20 protein-coding genes are annotated in these 19407 nt (G+C 36.7%); 8 read left to right on the top strand and 12 right to left on the bottom strand.

The genetic code is table 11. The annotated features are described in order from the left end of the window. Position 1 precedes the first annotated feature (1 nt). The gene (locus B8780_RS03750; RefSeq protein WP_236719372.1) at positions 2-703 is read left to right on the top strand and encodes a DUF72 domain-containing protein; all 702 of its coding nucleotides are present in this window, start codon (positions 2-4) and stop codon (positions 701-703) included. Here B8780_RS03750 and B8780_RS03745 read toward each other — a convergent pair whose 3' ends face one another. Genes B8780_RS03745 through B8780_RS03730 form a run of 4 tightly spaced genes read right to left on the bottom strand, consistent with a single transcriptional unit; the run spans position 704 to position 3543 of the window. Then, positions 704-1525, bottom strand: a complete 822-nt coding sequence (locus B8780_RS03745; protein WP_084272716.1) for a 3-hydroxyacyl-CoA dehydrogenase family protein — start codon at positions 1523-1525, stop codon at positions 704-706. It abuts the gene before it with no gap. Beyond that, a complete protein-coding gene (locus tag B8780_RS03740; protein ID WP_084272715.1) occupies positions 1522-2688 on the bottom strand; it encodes an acetyl-CoA C-acetyltransferase in 1167 nt (388 codons plus the stop codon). The genes B8780_RS03745 and B8780_RS03740 overlap by 4 nt, the downstream gene beginning before the upstream one ends. A 12-nt stretch (positions 2689-2700) precedes the next feature. Further along, on the bottom strand, positions 2701-3204 hold the full coding sequence (locus tag B8780_RS03735) for a TIGR00725 family protein (RefSeq protein WP_084272714.1): 504 nt from the start codon (positions 3202-3204) through the stop codon (positions 2701-2703). Positions 3205-3234: 30 nt separating this feature from the next. Then, a complete protein-coding gene (locus tag B8780_RS03730) occupies positions 3235-3543 on the bottom strand; it encodes an NfeD family protein (protein ID WP_011178308.1) in 309 nt (102 codons plus the stop codon). Positions 3544-3631: 88 nt separating this feature from the next. Here B8780_RS03730 and B8780_RS03725 point away from each other — a divergent pair, with 88 nt between their 5' ends. Next, complete coding sequence (locus B8780_RS03725) at positions 3632-4390, top strand: XdhC family protein (protein WP_084272713.1); 759 nt, start codon at positions 3632-3634, stop codon at positions 4388-4390. On the opposite strand, the gene B8780_RS03720 is transcribed toward B8780_RS03725, so the two are convergent. The 5 genes from B8780_RS03720 to B8780_RS03700 form a co-directional block, all read right to left on the bottom strand. Further along, positions 4387-5724, bottom strand: a complete 1338-nt coding sequence (locus tag B8780_RS03720; RefSeq protein ID WP_084272712.1) for an APC family permease — start codon at positions 5722-5724, stop codon at positions 4387-4389. The genes B8780_RS03725 and B8780_RS03720 overlap by 4 nt on opposite strands. A gap of 43 nt (positions 5725-5767) precedes the next feature. Further along, a complete protein-coding gene (locus tag B8780_RS03715) occupies positions 5768-6097 on the bottom strand; it encodes a hypothetical protein (protein WP_084272711.1) in 330 nt (109 codons plus the stop codon). Beyond that, positions 6090-8468: a penicillin acylase family protein gene (locus B8780_RS03710; RefSeq protein ID WP_236719371.1), complete on the bottom strand. Its 2379-nt coding sequence runs from the start codon at positions 8466-8468 to the stop codon at positions 6090-6092. Before B8780_RS03710 ends, B8780_RS03715 begins: the two co-directional genes overlap by 8 nt. Positions 8469-8762: 294 nt before the next feature. After that, positions 8763-9176 carry a type II toxin-antitoxin system VapC family toxin gene (locus B8780_RS03705; protein ID WP_084272709.1) on the bottom strand — a complete coding sequence of 138 codons (414 nt, stop codon included), beginning with the start codon at positions 9174-9176 and terminating at the stop codon, positions 8763-8765. Then, positions 9176-9376, bottom strand: coding sequence for an ETC complex I subunit (locus B8780_RS03700; RefSeq protein ID WP_084272708.1), 201 nt, complete (start codon positions 9374-9376; stop codon positions 9176-9178). The genes B8780_RS03705 and B8780_RS03700 overlap by 1 nt, the downstream gene beginning before the upstream one ends. A gap of 359 nt (positions 9377-9735) precedes the next feature. Between B8780_RS03700 and B8780_RS03695 the strand changes: the two genes are divergently transcribed. From B8780_RS03695 to ftsY, 3 genes are read left to right on the top strand one after another with little or no spacing between them, the layout of a single operon-like run. After that, positions 9736-10980, top strand: coding sequence for a phosphoglycerate kinase (locus B8780_RS03695; RefSeq protein ID WP_084272707.1), 1245 nt, complete (start codon positions 9736-9738; stop codon positions 10978-10980). Then, the gene (pfdA, locus tag B8780_RS03690) at positions 10970-11389 is read left to right on the top strand and encodes a prefoldin subunit alpha (protein ID WP_084272706.1); all 420 of its coding nucleotides are present in this window, start codon (positions 10970-10972) and stop codon (positions 11387-11389) included. The genes B8780_RS03695 and pfdA overlap by 11 nt, the downstream gene beginning before the upstream one ends. Continuing rightward, a complete protein-coding gene (gene ftsY / locus B8780_RS03685) occupies positions 11373-12320 on the top strand; it encodes a signal recognition particle-docking protein FtsY (RefSeq protein ID WP_084272705.1) in 948 nt (315 codons plus the stop codon). Before pfdA ends, ftsY begins: the two co-directional genes overlap by 17 nt. Here ftsY and B8780_RS03680 read toward each other — a convergent pair. Together B8780_RS03680 and B8780_RS03675 are read right to left on the bottom strand one after the other, a co-directional pair. Then, positions 12312-12986: a helix-turn-helix domain-containing protein gene (locus B8780_RS03680; protein ID WP_084272704.1), complete on the bottom strand. Its 675-nt coding sequence runs from the start codon at positions 12984-12986 to the stop codon at positions 12312-12314. The genes ftsY and B8780_RS03680 overlap by 9 nt on opposite strands. Positions 12987-13058: 72 nt before the next feature. After that, complete coding sequence (locus B8780_RS03675) at positions 13059-14798, bottom strand: hypothetical protein (protein WP_084272703.1); 1740 nt, start codon at positions 14796-14798, stop codon at positions 13059-13061. 293 nt (positions 14799-15091) lie between these two features. Between B8780_RS03675 and ppsA the strand changes: the two genes are divergently transcribed. Beyond that, on the top strand, positions 15092-17422 hold the full coding sequence (ppsA, locus tag B8780_RS03670) for a phosphoenolpyruvate synthase (protein WP_084272702.1): 2331 nt from the start codon (positions 15092-15094) through the stop codon (positions 17420-17422). Here ppsA and B8780_RS03665 read toward each other — a convergent pair. After that, the gene (locus tag B8780_RS03665) at positions 17419-18198 is read right to left on the bottom strand and encodes a hypothetical protein (RefSeq protein WP_084272701.1); all 780 of its coding nucleotides are present in this window, start codon (positions 18196-18198) and stop codon (positions 17419-17421) included. The two genes, ppsA and B8780_RS03665, sit on opposite strands and share 4 nt — an antisense overlap. Positions 18199-18318: 120 nt before the next feature. Here B8780_RS03665 and B8780_RS03660 point away from each other — a divergent pair, with 120 nt between their 5' ends. Continuing rightward, positions 18319-18669 carry a nuclear transport factor 2 family protein gene (locus tag B8780_RS03660; RefSeq protein WP_084272700.1) on the top strand — a complete coding sequence of 117 codons (351 nt, stop codon included), beginning with the start codon at positions 18319-18321 and terminating at the stop codon, positions 18667-18669. Between the two features lie 127 nt (positions 18670-18796). After that, positions 18797-19381, top strand: coding sequence for a peroxiredoxin (locus B8780_RS03655; protein WP_011178323.1), 585 nt, complete (start codon positions 18797-18799; stop codon positions 19379-19381). Positions 19382-19407 lie beyond the last annotated feature (26 nt).

Here is a 19407-nt window from a genome sequence, read left to right as displayed (position 1 = left end):
TATGATTTACATAGGCTGCTCCGGATGGTTCTATTTACACTGGTATAAAAAATTTTATCCAGGGGATCTTAAAAAAAGTCAATGGTTTAAATACTATACATCAAAATTCAATACCGTTGAGATAAACTCCACATTCTACAGGATGCCTGATGAGAGAACCTTTAAGAATTATTACAGGAACTCGCCGGAGAATTTTGTTTATTCAGTTAAGATGAATAAGCTTGTGACGCATATAAATAAATTGAATGACTCAGCTGAATTAATAAATAGCTTTATAAAAAATGTATCGATATTAAAGGAAAAACTGAAATGCGTTCTTTACCAGATGCCGCCGTCATTTAAGAGAAGCGATGAAAACATAAAAAACATCATTGAAAACATACCAGGGGGCAGCTTCATAGAATTCAGGAGCAGGTCATGGGATCTTAAATCAATTAATGATATAATTAATTCCGGAATACATGTTGTTTCTGTTAGTTCAAAAAAGATGCCATTTAATTTATATGATGATAAAATTTTATATTTAAGATTCCATGGCGATGAAAATGGATACATGACGGATTACAGCGATCGTTTAGATTATTTTGCAGAATTAATTCTTGAAAACAATTTTGATGAATCATATATTTATTTCAACAATGATTACAATGGGCTGGCGCCAAAAAATGCGTTAAGGCTGATTGAAATATTAAATTCAAAATAGTTATTTATATTTATAAAAGCCCTCGCCGGTCTTCCTTCCAAGCTTTCCTGCATATACAAGGTTTCTTAATGTAATCGGGGGCTTAAACCTCTCGGAGCCCGTGTCATTGTAAAGAACATTCATTATATCATAGACAACATCAAGACCTATGAAATCTGACAATTCCAGCGGTCCCATTGGATGATTCATGCCAAGTTTCATCACTGTATCGATGCCCTCTGCGCTTGCCACGTTTTCCTCGTATGCTATTATTGCCTCCCTTAACATTGCCATTAAAACACGGTTTGAAACAAAGCCAGGAAAATCATTGACCTCAACAGGGGTTTTACCAAGAGATCTTGATATTTCAACTATTTTTTTTGTTGTTTCGTCTGATGTGCTGTTTCCACGTACTATCTCTATTAAACTCATTATCGGCGGTGGATTAAAGAAGTGCATGCCTATAAACTTCTCAGGGTTCCTTACAAATTTTGAAAGATATGTTATCGAGATCGATGACGTGTTCGTTGCTATGATTGCATCGCTCCTGATCCTTGATAAAACATCCCTTTTTACATCTATTCTTTCAAGAACGGCCTCTATGTAAAGATCAGATTCCTGTGCATTTATATCTGTATTCATTGATATCTTTTCAAGGACATCCTCGACGCTTTTTATTCTGCCCTTTTCCTTAAATTTTTCCAGTGATGCCTCTATCTTTTTTCTTCCGTTGTTTAATATATCATTGCTAACATCGCTAAGCAGAACCTCGTGATTATTCAGCGCAAAGACCTCTGCTATGCCAGAGCCCATGGTTCCTGCACCAATGACGGTTACCCTCATTCAACCATCTCCAGTGTTATTGTATGGCCACCACCGCCACCATGGCATATTGTTGCAAGTCCTGTCTTCATATGCCTTGTTTTTAATGCATTTATTAATGTTACAATGATCCTTGAACCGCTGTTCCCAAGTGGATGACCAATGGCTATTGCACCACCGTTAACGTTGAACCTTTCGTTGTCTATTTTTAGCTGGTCCCTTACTATTATTGATGCAACAGAAAACGCCTCGTTGTGTTCCACAAGATCATAGTAGTCTATGCTTTTGTTCTGTTTTTCCAGGAGCTTCTTTGTTGCAGGTATCGGCGCCTCAACAAAGTCCCTTGGATCCAGTGATGCAGATTCATAACCGGTTATTCTTGCAATGGGCTTTAAATCATACTCATTTATGGCCTTTTCAGAGGCAATTACCAGTGCAGATGCACCGTCTGATAGCTGCGATGAATTGCCTGCTGTTAATATACCATCACGGTCGAATGCAGGGTTTAACTTCTCAAGATCCTTCATGGTTGTTTTTCTTAAGCCCTCGTCCCTATCTATATCATTAACTGGAACAATTTCATTCCTGAATTCTCCGCTCTCTGTTGCCCTGATCGCACGCTCCTGGCTCTGAACTGAATATGAATCCGCATCCTCCCTTGTTAAATTGTACTTCCTGGCGCTTCTCTCAGCAGAAACGCCCATGTGCTCATAGTACATTGCATCAATTAATCCGTCGACAAGCATTGAGTCCTCTATCTTCATGTTCTTGTATAAAAGCTGCTTTGGCCCCCAGCGGAACTCGCTGCTCAAAAGCAGTGGAGACATGCTCATATTCTCCATACCGCCTGCGACTATTAAATCCCTCTCACCAAGCATGATCTCCCTTGCCGCGGATTCCACGGCCAGCATGCCGGATGCACAAACAACGTTTACAGTGTATTTTGTAACTCCAAAAGGCAGGCCCGCATGGTATGCTGCCTGACCTGCAGGATTCTGGCCAACGCCCCCCTCTATGACATTGCCCATTATTACCTCCTGTACAAGTGCAGGGTCGAGCTTTGCATCATCTATGGCAGCCCTTATGGCCTTTCCGCCAAGCTCCGTTGCCTTTATTTTCGAGAAGCCCTTGCCAAATTTGCCTATGGGGGTTCTCTTTGCTGATACAATATAAACATCTTTCATTGAATGTATATATTATAAAGATTTATCTATTTTGTTATGGGCATGTTTCGTTGCCTCTAAAATGGCTATTTCAACTGCCTCCTCAGGATCTGATGCCCTTATAAGCTTTCCATCTGTCTCCTTTCTTTTTATATCAAGATCTCCGATTGAAACAACTGTTTTCCCCTCACTTATTGCAAATGCCGCCTCGGAGGTTGTTCCGGAGAAACCCTCTATTGCTATCAGTGCATCGCTCGCCCTTACTATTAAAAAATTCCTCATGTAGCCTATGCCTGTTGGCATTGCAATCGTTAGATATCTATTTCCCTCTGTTTTGTCATTGCCAGGCAGTATGCCTATTACTATTCCATTGTTATCTGAAACGCCCTTTGAAACGCATTCCATTATTCCCTCCTTGCCACCGCATATAACAACGATGTTTTTCTTTGCAAGGAGCTCACCAACCTTATATGCTATGCTGCAGTAATAATCATCTGTATGGCTTCCACCAATTATACCTATGTTTATGGCGTGCATAACAATGGTATTGCAAAAACAATTTTAAACTTATTTTATTTTTTGAATGTAAAGCACAAGGCTTCTTATATCCTTTATAATAACCTCATCACCCTTCTGAAATTTATCATTCTTTTCAAGTGGAAGGGCACGCCATATCTCTGAATCAACCGAAACCTCGTAGAAATTATTTTTTGTTATATTAACAACGATGCCGGTTTTTCCTATCATTGCATCCTTGCCTGTTACCGGCTTTCTTCTAAATGGATGCCTTAAATAAAACCTTGAAAACCATGCACCTATAAAAAAGAAGACCACAGCATCAAGTATTAGCTCTATTGCAACCTGCTGGCTTACCATAAACCTAAATATAAAAATCTTTATATTTATTTTCCTATTTCTTATCTCTTAAATAAAAATATTAAATAACAACCTTTAATTTTAAATTATGTATGAGGATTACCTCGAGGTTTTTAATAAACTTGTATCAGAAAATGAGGATTTTATCCTTTGTACTGTTATTTCAACAACGGGCAATTCAATAGCAAAGCCTGGATTTAAGATGATAATACACAATAATATGATCGTTTATGGAACACTTGGCAGCGCGGCGATAGACAATGCAGTTCTTAATAGATCAATCAATATAAATGAGCCTGATATAATAAATATAGATCTTGGCACGGGCATTGATGATTATATTAAAATGGACACAACCTGCGGCGGCACATTGTCAGTATACATTGAGCCATATCATGGCAGGAAAAGGATAATAATTATAAAGGATCCTGGCCGTGACATAATAGCCGAGGCCGTTGAGAATCTGTCAAGGTTTCTCGGCTTTAAAATATTAATATTCAGTGACGATTCAGAGCCTGATTCCGGGCATTATAAAATCGATGATATTGAGGGAACAGAGATTGGCAGAAACGATTATGTAATTATATTAACCAGGGGCAAAAACGACGTCAGGGTTATAAACAAACTTGCGGGTAAAAGACCGGATTACATAGGTCTGATGGCCAGTTTAAATCGTTATAAAAGCGATATGGCAATGATAAATTACGATATTGACATTGAATGCCCGGCAGGAATTGAAATAAACGCAGTGTCACCATATGAGATAGCTGTGAGCATACTATCAAGGATAATATCCATAAAGAATAAGAACATGGTAAAAAAACAGTATATAATAAAAAATGATTAGTTTGTCCTTGACCTGCTTTTTCCAAAGAGACGCACATCGCTGTGCCTGGGAACCCTGCGCCCCTCAATGTTAAGAGCTATTCTTCTTATTATATAATATATTATGCAGATCAATAGTATTACACCTGTAATCTCCAGGCTTCCTATATTTATATGGCTTATTATTAAAAGAATTGTTGCTATGCCAAGTGCAGGTATGATTATAAAAAATGGCCTGCCTGCAAGCCTTTTTGTTTCCCTTTTTCTTAGCTTTAGATACAAAAAGCCTGCAGCCACATTTATAATTATATATGAGATCAGAACAGATGAATTTGAGGCCTCAACTATTGTTCCAAAGGAAACAAAGATCAAAAATATTATTCCAAGTATTGATGATAATATTATTGCAAATACCGGTGTTGAGAACCTATCAATGTATGATAGTTTTTCCGGCAGCTCTTTATCCCTGCCCATGGCAAACAGAACCCTTGACGTGCCAAGTATGCCTGTCAGTGTAACACCTGCCGTTGATGTAACGCCACCTATTGATACTATTATATCAATATATCTATTATGAAGCGAGGATACGGCCAGGCTTAAGGGTGACGTTGAGCCCTGGTATGCATAATATGGCTTAAGTCCTATTAAAACAACGGCTATTAATATATATAGAATTGATGATATTATTATCGATACAATTATCGCAAGAGGTATCGTTTTTTCAGGGTTAACAACCTCATCACTTACAGTTGTCACCCTTGAAAAACCTGTAAATGCAAAGAAGATCAGTGCCGTTCCTGTTATTATTCCGGAGATTCCGTGTGGCATAAAATTAATATAATTATTAGAATTGAACCTTGTTATTCCTGAGAATATAAAAACCAGCAGTACAAGCACATTTAATATTACAAGGCCAGTTATGGTCTTTGTTGAATTTTTTATTCCAAGGATGTTTAATGTCATGAAGGCAAGTATGCATATTACAGCTATAAAAAACGGGTTTACATTTATATTAAATAGAACATCGAAGTAGCTGCCAAAGCTTGTTGCAACGGCGGCTATTGCTATTATATTACCGGAGGTCCACATCCAGCCCGCAACAAAACCTGCTGACGGCGACAGCGTATCCTTTGCGTATTCGTATGCACCACCTTCCTTGGCAACATGCCTTGCGATCTCTGAAAAGCTTAATCCTGTTAGAATTGCTATTATACCGGATAAAACTATTGATATTATAACACCGGGGCCTGCCCTGTATGCAGCTATGCCTATTATAACAAAGATGCCTGCGCCTATGATGGCACCAAGATTTATCATTATTGCTCCTGTTAATGTTATTGACCTCTTTAGTTCCATGCCTGGCTAATTATGATTATGGATAAAAATAATTTTATATAAATTATGATCTATTTATTCCTGAACCAAGAAGCATGCCTGCAGTATTTAATGAAAAAACAATTAAAAACGTTATTAAAATTACAATGTATTGCGGTATTCCAGAGATCCCTGAAAAAAGGCTCAAGGCTCTTAGTGAATAGCCAATGTTAAAGCTTAGAAGGAAGGCGATTAATGATAAAAATGAGATCATTAATATGTATTTTATCTCTGAAACCCAGAGGTATCCGGCCATTATTGAAAAAATAAATGCAAGGTACCAGTATCCGGCGTATGAAATTAAAAACGTTCCTGCCAGAACAATTATTAATGAATAAATTAATTTTTTATTCATATCTAAAGACCTCCGGTTCATTTTCAGGCATTATTTTATAATATAATCCATTGTTCCATGGAATAAAGTTGTTATCATAGTATTTACTCAATGGATTCTCTGATATGCCGCCAGGGTATATGCCAATTGCATCTTCAGGTCTTGACATGTTTACTATTAATCTCCATGACGGACCAAAGTCAGATATTATTCCATATGCTGCATTTATTGTGTTGCCATCACCTGCCGCCGGGACATCCATTGTATTCATGGCATTTATTCCAAAGAAGCTGACAAGGTATCTTTTATGTATATTACCCCAGGCAGGTATTCCTCCATACCTTTCGTTTAGATACCTTATTGTCTGGTTAAAGGCTGTGAGTGCAATGGTGTAAAAATTTCTGGTCTCACCATTTAATGGATTATCAAAGTATCTTGAATAGGGATCATTCAATGTCCAGTTTACAAGGTCTTCTATCAAAGGCCCGTGGTACATGTCATCAGGCCCCAGGAAAAACGATACGTTGAAGAGTCCGTTGCTCTGATTTATGTTATATTTTTCCATGTATGGCATAAATGTATCATTTAATGTGTTGTTCTCCCAGAAATAAAAGATCGTTGCGGCTGTTGAGTTTATGGTCATATTTCCATTCCAGCTTGATAATTCATTATAATATGATGTATTAGAATAATACCTTGAGATGGCCCTTAGCAACGGCTTTAAAAAGATGTTTGTTGTGTAATCATGCACGGTGAGCTGTATGCTCTTCATTTTATCCATGTTTATATTATATGAACTGTTTAAAAGATGGTAAGCCTCATCAGCCCTGTATCCGGACTCGTAATCCCAGCCTATGTAGTATGGATAATTATCTGAAACTGTTATCTGATTATCAGAGAAAACAAAACCCCTGGCAGGATCGTAAAGATAGGGCTCATACCTCAATGGAACAAAGCCGATCCAGTTTGATATGCCGGTTCCGTTCAGTATTCCTCTTGGGTCGCCATGCTCTATTATAGGATACTCTCCATATGGATATATTCCTATATTGCCATTTGAATCTGCCACGGCCCAGTTCTGAATTGCAACCTTGAAGTATTTAGTAAGATTTGAAACAAAGCCTTTAATATCCCTTGATCTATCGATGTTGAGGAAGAACGTTATCTCATATGTCGGATGCATACCTGTCCAGTCCATTGCGATCTCTGTTCCAGATTCATTGAACATTACAACGCCATTATTTGCAATTCTTATCATAAGATGATATGGCGATGAACCACGTACATCTATTGTCTCGTTTATTATCTTATAATGAAGCCATTTATTATAGGATAAATATGTGTACCCTTTTGATACCTCTGCATAAAAGTACGTTTCCTGGATCTGACCATTTGTTGCACCCCAGGCTATGTACCTGTTATGTCCAAGTATAATCCCGGGAAATCCTGGAAAAACAACACCAATGACGTTCATTCCAGGAGAAACAAGCTGGAAGCCCATCCATATTGACGGCACACTGGTCGTTAAATGTGGATCGTTGGCAAGCAGTGCCGATGTGTTATCCGTTTTAATGCCATTTACAGCCCAGTCGTTACTGAAGCTCCTTGAGGATGGAAATTCAAGGCACCTTGAGACTGAAAAATTGAGATTTCCTGTTATGTTTACAGATGGTGTGTAAAGGCTTAAATTATTAATGTCACCTGTTTCTTTATACACTGATGGATTGCACTTATATGGAACTATTGGATTCTGTATGCCTGCAGGATAGGCCGGATAAAGGGCCCTTACTATATTTTCAGGCATCTTTTCAAGTGCATACTGGAAATACAACGGATCAAAGTTTGCTGGCGTATTCTCCCATAGAAATGACTGCTGTATTGCCAGAACGTCTGTCACATTCCAGTCACCTGGCCTGTAATTCAACGTTTTAAACAGCAACGGCATATCCTTATAGGTTAGACCATTTATATATGAGTTGATTCCGGCAACGAAGTTTGAGAGTGCCATGTAGGTATAGCTGCTCCTTGATAGGTTCTGGAACTCCTCCCTGGCAACGGGACAGTTAAGCAGCTCCCTTGATAGTATATCAGAGGAAAGCTCACTTTTGCCTATTATCGATGCAAGAGTGCCTGTGGCCTCTGCCTTAATAATTTCAATCTGTGCAAGCCTGTACCTGGCCTCAAGGTATCCCTGTTCATAGAACAATGACCAGTTATGATTGCTGTATATTCCTATAAAGCCAAGGCAGTTTTCATAGTAAACTGTAACACTGGCAGACCTGTTATCCCTTTCAATGGTAAATGTTGAAACACCAGATGAGTATGGCGGCGGCCTCGCATATATGCCAGTTTCAGGGTTTAAAAGCTCATAGAATGGTGACAGCGGAGTCAAAGATATAAAGAGCAGGATAAAAAATATTATTATTACGATAAGTCCAGTAAAAAACCGCTTTTTCAACACATTAATATATAAAATGAGATCTATATTAATTTTTTTAACTGCTAAAAATTTGTTTCCTGAAATTATCTATGTTTACAATTAAATGCAGAAACCATAATCAATTTAAATCATGGCCTTTTCCAGTATAAAATTAATGGAATGATCATGTAATATTAATGTGCCTTATAAGTTTAAATTATAAAATAACACTTATATATTATAATAATTCATAAACACTGGAAAAACCTATAAAGGGTTTATTATTTCCATTCCATATTTATTTATATATACCTCCTTAATTTTAAAATCCTTATTAAAGGTAATAAATTTATCAGCATTTAAAATAATTGCACTGGCAATATGAATACAATCAAGTGTTTTTAATTTAACCGAATTTATTATATCCCCGCTCTTTTTTAAAGCTTTGTTAATATCTATTTCAACAAATTTTATATTGGTTTTTATAAATAAATATTCTATTAATGCATCAATTTCCTCCTCGGTAACCGGCACCCTGGATAAAACGCTCCTCATTTCTAGTATATTTAATTGTGTAATAATTATATCATTGTATTTTTTTATTAATTCATTTGCAATATTGTGTTTATTATCGTTTTTATTTATTAATGAAATCAGGATATTGGTATCAATATACTCCATTATTCCCTCTCCATAATTGATATATCGGATAAATCTGATGGTAATTCAGGCAAGCCTTCATGCAGGTACCTTTCAAGCAATTCCCTGGATCTTTCCTTCTTTTCTATAACGTTCATTGTGTATTCAATACCATGTTCCAGCATGTAGTTTATGGCCTCTGTTTTGCTATCTACAATTTTAAAAGAAATTAGCCTATTCATAATATTAATTATATCATCAGATAATCTGACACTAATAACCCTGCCCGGATATTACAAATTATTTAATTGTATTTATATTCTTTTATTGTATACATCAGTATTATAAAATTACAATAAGTATACATAAGTTAAGGTTACCATGCAGGGCCTGTATGGTCATTGACAATATGTTAATTTATAATAAATATAATCTGGCAATGTAATATATTAAAATATGTAATTATCAATATATGAATTTTATAATATAATTAATTAAATGTTAACATAAATATGAAAATTCATTAACCGGTAAAAAATTATTATCATTTAAAAACATTGATAAAAGGGAAAAATAATTATTATGTATTATATCTACCACCATGAATGGTTCATTCTTTACAATGGACGATTTCGATCTTGATGGTAAAAGAATCTATTTAAGGATAGATATAAATTCCCCTGTAAACCCTGAAACCGGAGAAATTCTTGATGATTCACGCTTCAGGGCATATTCAAAGACCATAAATGAGCTGAAATCATCAAAGGTCGTTATAGTTTCACACCAGAGCCGGCCTGGTAAGAATGATTTCACATCATTAATGGGTCATGCCAGGTACATGTCAAATATAATAAAAAAAGAGATAAAATTTATTGATTCCCTCTTCTCCCATGATGCCATAAATGCCATATCAAATATGTCAGCCGGTGATATAATAATGCTTGAAAATTCAAGATTTTACAGCGAGGAGACATTAAATGCTGATTTTGAAACTATAAAAAACACACATATAGTAAGAAGGCTATCGCCGCTCTTCGATTATTATGTAATCGATGCTTTTCCTGCAATACACAGGGCACAGACAACATTAATAGGCTTTAAGGGCTCCGGTCCAAACATAGCTGGAAGGCTGATGGAGCGTGAGATTACAATGCTTGATAAATTCAAATTTTTCAGGGGCTCGCCAAAAATTGCAATTCTGGCCGGATCAAAGATAGAGGATTCAATAAAGGTCTCCAGGGCATTCTTAAAAGATAACATCGTTGATTACATATTAACCGGCGGCGTGGTTGCAAATGCATTTCTTTACGCCGGTGGCTTTAACATAGGCAGAAAAAACAGGGAGTTTATAATCAAGAACAATGATAATTACGAATCATTGATTAACAGTGCAACACAGCTCTTACAAACATTTCGCGGCAGGATTTTAATGCCAGATGATTTCCTTTTGAGCCCATCGGGCAGGCATGTAACAATAAGCGAAAGCATAAACGATGATGAGATCATAGCCGATATAGGCTTTAATACTGTTGATAAATACAGCAAGATAATATCCAGGGCCTCGGCAATATTTATGAATGGCCCAATGGGAATATATGAAATACCTGAATATTCAATAGGAACCAGGGAGGTATTTAACATTGTTGCCGAGACCCCTGCACTGAAAATAGCGGGTGGCGGACACACACTGAATGCACTTAATAGCATGCATTTAACCAAAAAAATGGATTACACATCAACAGGTGGTGGTGCATTAATAAATTATTTATCAGGTGATTCAATTCCAGTTATAGATGCTTTAATAGAAAATAAAAGGTTATTTGGGGGCAAATACAATGGCAGGTAATAATATAAGCGGTGAGGAGCTTATTGAGCAGGCAAATTACATGAAATCGCTCATAGATAGTTTAAACTCAAGAATAGCAAGCCTATCTGCAACGCTGTCAGAGGCAAATCAAACCCTTTCATTCTTAAAGGATAACGAATCTGACAATTCAAAGCAGCTCAGGATAATGATTGGCTCTGGTATATATGCTGACGCCACAATAAAAAAGGATAAATTTATAGTTCCAGTAGGTTCCGGTGTTTTTATAGAGGAGGAAAGGGAAAGGACGATAAAAAGGCTCAGCGAAAATTTAAAGGATTTAAATGACAGCATAAATAGATTGAACCAGCAGAAAAAAGAGCTTGAGAATAATTATAATATGCTTTTAATGCAGATTCAGGAGCTTGATAGCAATGTTCGACAGTCTTAAAAAGAAGCTTGCAGGCCTATTTAAAAAGGAATCGAAAGACGATGAAAATTTAAATATCAATGATAAAGTAAATGAAAATATATCAAATAAATCAGAGAACCAGGAGAGCCTTTTTATTAAAAGGGATGAATTTGATGAAAGGGTTCAGGAGATATTAATTGAATCTGATGTATCATTTGAAAGCGCTGAAAGGATTGTTGAGATGCTAAAAAACAGGGAGAAAAAGCTAAGCAGAAAAATAAGCTATGATGATATAAAATCCAATTTAAGGTCAGTTCTATATGACGTTTTATCACAGGCAAAATCAGATCTTGATCTGTTAAATGTAGATAAGAAACCCTATGTTATCTTATTTATTGGAATAAATGGAACCGGAAAAACAACAACGATAGGCAAGATAGCATCATATTTAAAGAATAATAATAAGAAGGTTGTAATAGCCGCTGGCGATACCTTCAGGGCCGGTGCAATAGAGCAGATATCAATAATTGGTGAAAAAACAGGAACCGAGGTGATAAAGCATGACTTTGGCAGCGACCCGGCATCCGTTGCCTACGATGCTATAGAGCACGCAAGGGCAAGAAGGATAGACTATGTTTTAATAGATTCTGCCGGAAGAATGCAGACAAATAAAAACCTTTTATCAGAGATGAAAAAAATAAAAAGGGTTGCAAGACCCGATCTCACACTTCTGGTTCTTGATGGCATGATAGGCAATGATGCAATTGAGCAGGCAAAGACCTTTATGAATGAAATAAACTTTGACGGCGTTGTTTTAACAAAGCTTGATACTGATGCCAGGGGCGGCGCAGTTATAAGTGTTGCAATGGAGATAAAAAAGCCAATAATGTTTGTTGGCGTGGGCCAGGGATTAAATGATATAATGAGGTTCGATCCGGACTGGTATTTGGATAAGATCTTTTCATCTTAAGGAGGACATTATATCAGAGATCCTTTTATAATCATAATCAGTTTTTAGTAATGGAATGTTTTCAAGCTCTGATATCCTTACTGCAAGATCGTCAACGTTATTTGGCTGTATGTAGACAACTGCAGCGGGCTTTAATGGATGGGCCCTTACAGCTATCATTGGGCTTCTTCCATAGTAAACCTGTGTTATAAAGATAATCCTCTGGCTTGACCAGCCATAAAGCTTTGTGTAATCTGCATATGAAAATTCTATTATTGCCTTTATGCCGTCAATCATGGTATATCCCCTTATGTTTCTCCTGAGATCAACCCTTGAATATGATTTTGCATTGATCTTTGTTGCTATGTATTCCAGGCTTATATCATGGTCGTAGTCCTTTATATCGAGAAGTGCATCCGATGATATCCCGCTGTTGTATCTTCTTATTACATTTCCACCACGGTTCTCATCGATCTTTATAAGTGCCTCGACGATCTTTTTTATCGATGCAGATCCTGGCGATTTTCTTCTTCCAGCCTCATAGTCGCTTATAACAGATGGTGAAACGTTCATAAATTTTGAAAGCTCCATCTGCGATATATTAAATTCCTCCCGCCATTTCTTTATTGTATATCCTGGATTCTCAGATATTGTTATCTCACCTGCTATCTTTTCCTTTAGATCCACGGCATGGTATGCATTTTAAGAATAAAAATATATTGTTTCGATTATAATTGAAGTAAAATTAGACAAAAGTAGTTATGATATTATTAAATGTGCCGATGCCTGGATATTATTATAGTAACCAACGATCTCTATGTTTTTTGATACCGGTAGATAATAGTTATACGCAGGCGTTAGATTTATTATCTCATATTTAGAATTCTTATAAACAACGGTCTCGTTGAATATAACACCATTTGCGGTGTACATATCCGGCCCAAAGAATGCCCTGAATTCTGGTGTTATATTTACGCCGGTTACATTTACTATTATATATGAAACATTTGAATTAACTATATATTCATTCTCTATATTTATCCTCATATCATTTTTTGATTCTGAATGCATTCCAAGACCTGCAACTATTATAATTACAATGAATAACGTTAAAAAAATCTTGGCATATCTTGCCCTTATTAACTTTAAAACATTCGATTTATTTAATTTTTTTGCCCCTTCGATCACAGGTTCTGTGTTAATAAGCATCAGGCATAGAATTGGCCAGAATATTATATAATTAAAGAGGGCGCGATAGTTCAGCTGGAGCACTATTACAGGTATCATAAAGAGCCAGTAATATGAATCAGGATAGTATAATATAAATAAAAACGATAGCAATATCATGGTTACTATGCTTATATATGAAAAGTATGCCGGTGCAATGTAAAACACATTTAAAAATGATACCTGTGAAAAACCAAAACCTATGCCTATTAAAGGCTCGGAGATCGGCGATATGATATCACTTATGTATTTTAATGGTGAAACATAGATAAAGTATATATTTTCAGGCAAAAAACCTATAATCGAAAATATAACAAAATATAAAGATCCCTTAATTCCGGATCTTTTGTAGACAATGTACAGGTATGGTATTGCAATATAAACCGGAAGCTGCTTTGCAGCCAGTGATAAACCATAAAATGCACCGGATAATTTAATATTATTTTTTGAAAACGTGTAAAAGGATACTGATAGTAGAAGCAGCCAGACATAACCGGTTATTCCAGAGATTGAGTATAGAAAGTAAACAGGATTGATAGTTATTAATGCTGCAACAAAAAAGTATGATTTTGGCCTGTTTTTATAAAAAACGAAGAGCATTACAAGCGTAAAAAATGCGAATACAGCTATGATAATACCAGGAACAAATTTTAAAAGAACCGCCGGTATGAATATAAGAAAGGCCAGTGCAGGATATGAAAGGTTCTCAACGTGGCCGCCTGTTAACAACGGCGTGTAAAACTGTGGATTTATTCCAAGCCTTTGTAATACACTATTTGTTATTATCAGTTTATACGGGTTTATTCCATCGAGGATCTTCAACGTTGAATAGTAATCAAAGCTTATCTCATCGGTGCCATATGGACTTACAGCATGCAGGAACATGAAGACATTAAAAGAGAAGATAAAAAGTATAATAAAAAGGTATTTGTAATCACTCCTTACAATGAAATATATTAAAAGCAAAAACGATGCTGCTAATACCGATATTATAACATTAATGTATGAAAATTCATACATTGGGTATTCAAAGGCTGAAAAAATCACTGCAAAAACTGGTATGTAATTCAAAAGATCATGCTTAATATTATAATTTGATCTTGAGATTCTTAATACAATGAATACTGATAAAATGATCATTAATGACGGAATCACAATTGAGCTTAACCACCAGTATAAATAGGCCGTCAAATACCAGAGCTCATAAATGATCGTTGCGAATATGTAAAAGAGGATTAAATAGCCCTCCCTTGCGGTTATGGAATCTTCCATTAGTGTATAATTATTTAAAAATTAAAAATCTTTACCCTCATAATTTTATAATTCAAAGCATAGTATATATTTTTATAATATTTAAACATTACTTTAAATATAACAATATATAATATACATTTTATTTAAATTTCTATTCATGGATTTACAGTATTTCTAATAATTTCTCAACAAAATGCTGCAAAAATATACATTTTGTTCTTTAAGCAATATTTATATTGTATTACGTTTTTTGACGAATATTTCATCAAAAATATCGATTTTTTTAAATACCATGAAAAAATAAAAAACTGATGTCCGAAAAATCTAAAAAGCCTGTTCTATGGCTGAATGAAGTTGACAAGAATGATGTTTCCATTGCCGGAGGCAAGGCCGCGGGTCTCGGTGAACTTATGAACATACCGGATGTTCACGTGCCCGAGGGCTTTGTTATAACAGCATATGCATACAAACTTTTTTTGGATAGGAATGATATAGAGAAAAAAATAAATGAAATCCTTGAAATGCTCGATGTTGATGACACAAGGGCATTGCAGAGGGCAAGCTCCGAGATAAAATCGCTCTTTGTTAATTCAAAGATGCCAGACGATCTTTTTGATAGCATTATAGAGCACTACGAGGATCTTGTTCAAAGGGAGGGTGCCGCCTACGTAGCTGTAAGATCATCTGCAAACCTTGAGGATATGTCAAATGCAAGTTTTGCAGGCGAGCAGGAAACATACCTGAATGTAAAGGGCAATGATCAGGTCATAGAAAAGGTCAAGGAGTGCTTTGCAAGTCTGTATTCAACAAGGGCAATATACTACAGAAAAAAGGAAAACATAAATGAGCGTGCAAGCCTTTCCGTTATAATACAAAAACAGATCTTTTCAGATGTTTCCGGTGTTATGTTCACGCTTGATGTTTCAAATGGCGACAGGTCAAAAATAGTAATAGAGTCGAGCTACGGCCTTGGTGAATACATAGTAAGCGGCCAGGTTACACCAGATACATTCTACGTTGATAAAAACACGATGAAGATTGTAAAGAGCACGGTTGTAAGCAAGAGCAAGATGCTAAAGGCCCTTGAAGGCGGCGGTACCATGGAGGTCTCGGTTCCGGAAACGCTCTGCGAGGAGCCATCATTGAGCGATGATGAGGTTATTGAACTTGCCATGGCGGGAAAATCCATAGAAAACCATTATAATCATCCAATGGACATTGAGTGGGCAAAGTACCAGGGAAAGCTTTATATAGTCCAGGCAAGGTTTGAAACCGTCTGGAGCAATCGCGAGCCAGAGGAGCCAGAGGAAAAAGACCATGAAAACGAGGTTATTTTAAAGGGACTTCCAGCCTCTCCTGGATTTATTACAGGAAGGGCCCATGTGATACTTGATGTATCAAACATTGATCAGTTTAAAAATGACGAGATATTAATAACAAGAATGACCGCACCTGACTGGGTGCCAGTTATGAAAAAATCCAGGGCCATAATAACGGATGATGGAGGCATGACATGCCACGCTGCAATAGTCTCAAGGGAGCTCGGTGTTCCATGCATAGTTGGCACATCATCCTTTGGCAAAAAGGCCACGGAAACGATAAAGACCGGTGATTTAATAACCGTCGATTCCAGAAACGGCCTTGTTTACAGGGGAAAGGTCGGCTCTGAAACGGAAAATGAGGTATCAGTGGAAATTCCAGAGATCATCACAGGCACAAAGGTTATGGTAAACATGGGTGAGCCATCAATAGCAGAGAGGATAGCAAAGCTGCCATGCGATGGCATAGGCCTGATGCGTGAGGAGTTCATCTGGGCAGAGATCGGTGAGCATCCATTATCACTTTTAAAGAACAATCGTGGGGATTACTTCGTTGATAAACTGTCAGAGTACATGGCACAGGTTTGCAGGGCATTCAATCCAAGGCCGGTAATACTAAGATTCAGTGATTTTAAGACTGACGAGTATTCAAATCTAAAGGGCGGAAGTGAATTTGAGCCTGTTGAGGATAATCCACTGCTTGGATGGCGTGGTGCATCAAGGTACTACGATGAAAGATACAGGGAGGCATTTAAACTTGAATTGATGGCCGTCAGGAAGGCAAGGGAGGAATACCGCGCCAGGAATCTATGGGTAATGGTTCCATTTACAAGAACCGTTGAGGAGATGGAAAGAATCATTAGAATAATGGAGGATAACGGACTTTACAGGGGCAAGGACTTCAAGGTCTTTTTGATGGCTGAGATACCAAGCAATATATTACTTGCAGATAAATTCAATAAATATGTTGATGGCTATTCAATAGGCTCGAATGATTTAACAATGCTACTACTTGGATCTGATAGAAACAATGGAAAGATGAGCTCAATGTTCGATGAGAGGGACCTTGCCGTGAAGCGTGCAATAAAATATTTGATAAAGATTGCACACAAGGATAAGAAAATAGTCTCAATATGCGGCCAGGCACCATCACAGTACGATGAGCTTGTCGACTTCCTCGTTAGGGCTGGTATAGATGATATCTCTGTAAATCCAGATGCCGTGATACATGTAAAAAAGCTTGTGGCCTCGGTTGAGGCAAGGATAAAGCTTGAGGCTGCCCTTGGGCACGTTGAAATCGATGATGACTGGGATTTACCCTAAAATATATTTTTTTCTAAATCAACCTTCTGAAAGATATATGACGATGTTTTTTTATCAAAATGCGTTATTGCATAGCCAAGTCCAAAGAGCTTTTTAAACGCCGGCCTCAGCCTTAGCTTCCAGTCCATCGCGATCTCCATGCTGTTCTTCTTTATCTCCTGAAAATCATAAGGTATTGAAATTGCCGGGTTTTCATAATTATATTCAATGCCCTCGGTTATTTCATAGCTGCCAAGCCTTGATTTTTTATTGATAATATTATATTCATTATAATCCGGCTTTTTAAAATCTTTTATATACCATTCACAGACCAGGCGGTCCGTTGGCAATCCATTGTTTAGGCCGTCATCCATTGTTCCGTAGAAGTTGTCTATGTAAGTCCTTGATAAACAGCCAAGCTTTTCTATGTTAAAGTATGCATTTAAAGCCATGTATGGATCAAAGGTCCAGGCTATTAAATCGTATCCATAGTTCAGTGCGAGCTCCCTCTGCTTCATCTTCAGCATGTATCCTATGCCGCTCCTTTTCTTGTCTTCTATAACACCGGTCATGTGTGAATATAAATATGTTTTTCCATTCCTGTACCCTGGATATGAAAAGCTCATGCCAATAATTTCATTATTCTCCTTTGCTATTATAACAAAGCCGCCATGATATATCATTGAGCGAACTGTATCTATAAACTGCCCCTCGATATTAATCGAATGCCATGCAGACCTTATAACGTTTGATATAAACTTAACATCATCCGGATCCTTAACAATATCTATGTCCACAGCATGGTATTTAAGATTATTATATTAATCAATTCTTTATTAATAAAATTATAAATTATATATAATAAATAGGATCCGAATATTTAAAAAATAATATAAAACATTAATTAATACACATCTATGGATATTAAGCAGATATGTCTTGATTATTATAATGCCGTTGATTCAAGGGATTTAAAAACGCTTTTCTCAATCTTTGACGACTCGATTGTCTATAAAAGGCCAGGATATGGTGAAATAAAAGGTATAAACGATTTTAAAAAATTCTACGAGGAGCATAGAATAATAAAGAGCGGGCATCACACAATAAAAAGGATAATAATATCAGGAAGCTGTGCCGTTGTCGAGGGTTCATTCTCTGGGACGTTAAAGGATGGAAGGTCCGTAAGCACTGAATTCATTGACGTCATGGATTTTGCCAATGATAAAATAGTAAAAAGGCACACATACTTTGATGGTGAGAACATTTAAACAATGTTTAATTTTTTTTACTTTTTGATCATTTATAATACTTTAAATTATATAAAAAATAACCTTCTTTTGTGTTTAATTAAACATTAATTTAATATAATAAGATGTAATATCATAAGCGATAAACATGCTGGCAATAGGAAATACTGCACCGGATTTTGAATCACCGACATACTTCCCTGAGACAAAGGAGATAAAAAATGTAAGGCTGTCTGATTACCGTGGCAAATGGGTAATATTAACATTTTATCCAGGCGATTTTACATTTGTGTGCGCCACAGATATCGAGGCATTAATGGGCTCATACGATAAATTCTTAAAGGAGAATGCACAGATCTTTGCAATCAGCGAGGACTCGGTTTACTCACACAAGGCATGGAGTGACACATCACCAAGGGTCAGCAAGAGCAAGATACCATTAATTGATGACTTCAATAAGAAGATAGCATCGGCCTATGGATTCCTGACGGCTGCAGGAACTGCCCAGAGGGGCCTTGTAATAATAGACCCGGAGGGCAAGGTACAGTACATGGCAATGTTCAACGATGGCCTTGGAAAGGATGTAAAGCATATATATGCTGCATTCATGGGATTAAAGACATTACATGACACAAAGGAGCCGGAAGGACACATGTGCGCAATACCCGCAAACTGGGAACCTGGCGAGGAAGTTTTAGACATCAATGTAGTAAATGATATAGGTAAATTATAAAATTCACCTTTTTAATATAAATATTT

It is taken from the genome of Picrophilus oshimae DSM 9789, from assembly GCF_900176435.1.
GTDB lineage: Archaea > Thermoplasmatota > Thermoplasmata > Thermoplasmatales > Thermoplasmataceae > Picrophilus > Picrophilus oshimae.
This window is presented reverse-complemented; position numbering and strand designations above follow the sequence as displayed.

Coding starts and splice junctions, on each gene's coding strand:
- B8780_RS03655 (WP_011178323.1), top strand. CDS start 18,797: ATGCTGGCAATAGGAAATACTGCACCGGATTTTGAATCACCGACATAC.
- B8780_RS03750 (WP_236719372.1), top strand. CDS start 2: ATGATTTACATAGGCTGCTCCGGATGGTTCTATTTACACTGGTATAAA.
- ppsA (WP_084272702.1), top strand. CDS start 15,092: ATGTCCGAAAAATCTAAAAAGCCTGTTCTATGGCTGAATGAAGTTGAC.
- B8780_RS03675 (WP_084272703.1), bottom strand. CDS start 14,798: ATGGAAGATTCCATAACCGCAAGGGAGGGCTATTTAATCCTCTTTTAC.
- B8780_RS03735 (WP_084272714.1), bottom strand. CDS start 3,204: ATGCACGCCATAAACATAGGTATAATTGGTGGAAGCCATACAGATGAT.
- B8780_RS03725 (WP_084272713.1), top strand. CDS start 3,632: ATGTATGAGGATTACCTCGAGGTTTTTAATAAACTTGTATCAGAAAAT.
- B8780_RS03730 (WP_011178308.1), bottom strand. CDS start 3,543: ATGGTAAGCCAGCAGGTTGCAATAGAGCTAATACTTGATGCTGTGGTC.
- B8780_RS03695 (WP_084272707.1), top strand. CDS start 9,736: ATGAATGGTTCATTCTTTACAATGGACGATTTCGATCTTGATGGTAAA.
- B8780_RS03705 (WP_084272709.1), bottom strand. CDS start 9,176: ATGGAGTATATTGATACCAATATCCTGATTTCATTAATAAATAAAAAC.
- B8780_RS03720 (WP_084272712.1), bottom strand. CDS start 5,724: ATGGAACTAAAGAGGTCAATAACATTAACAGGAGCAATAATGATAAAT.
- ftsY (WP_084272705.1), top strand. CDS start 11,373: ATGTTCGACAGTCTTAAAAAGAAGCTTGCAGGCCTATTTAAAAAGGAA.
- B8780_RS03745 (WP_084272716.1), bottom strand. CDS start 1,525: ATGAGGGTAACCGTCATTGGTGCAGGAACCATGGGCTCTGGCATAGCA.
- B8780_RS03715 (WP_084272711.1), bottom strand. CDS start 6,097: ATGAATAAAAAATTAATTTATTCATTAATAATTGTTCTGGCAGGAACG.
- B8780_RS03740 (WP_084272715.1), bottom strand. CDS start 2,688: ATGAAAGATGTTTATATTGTATCAGCAAAGAGAACCCCCATAGGCAAA.
- B8780_RS03660 (WP_084272700.1), top strand. CDS start 18,319: ATGGATATTAAGCAGATATGTCTTGATTATTATAATGCCGTTGATTCA.
- pfdA (WP_084272706.1), top strand. CDS start 10,970: ATGGCAGGTAATAATATAAGCGGTGAGGAGCTTATTGAGCAGGCAAAT.
- B8780_RS03700 (WP_084272708.1), bottom strand. CDS start 9,376: ATGAATAGGCTAATTTCTTTTAAAATTGTAGATAGCAAAACAGAGGCC.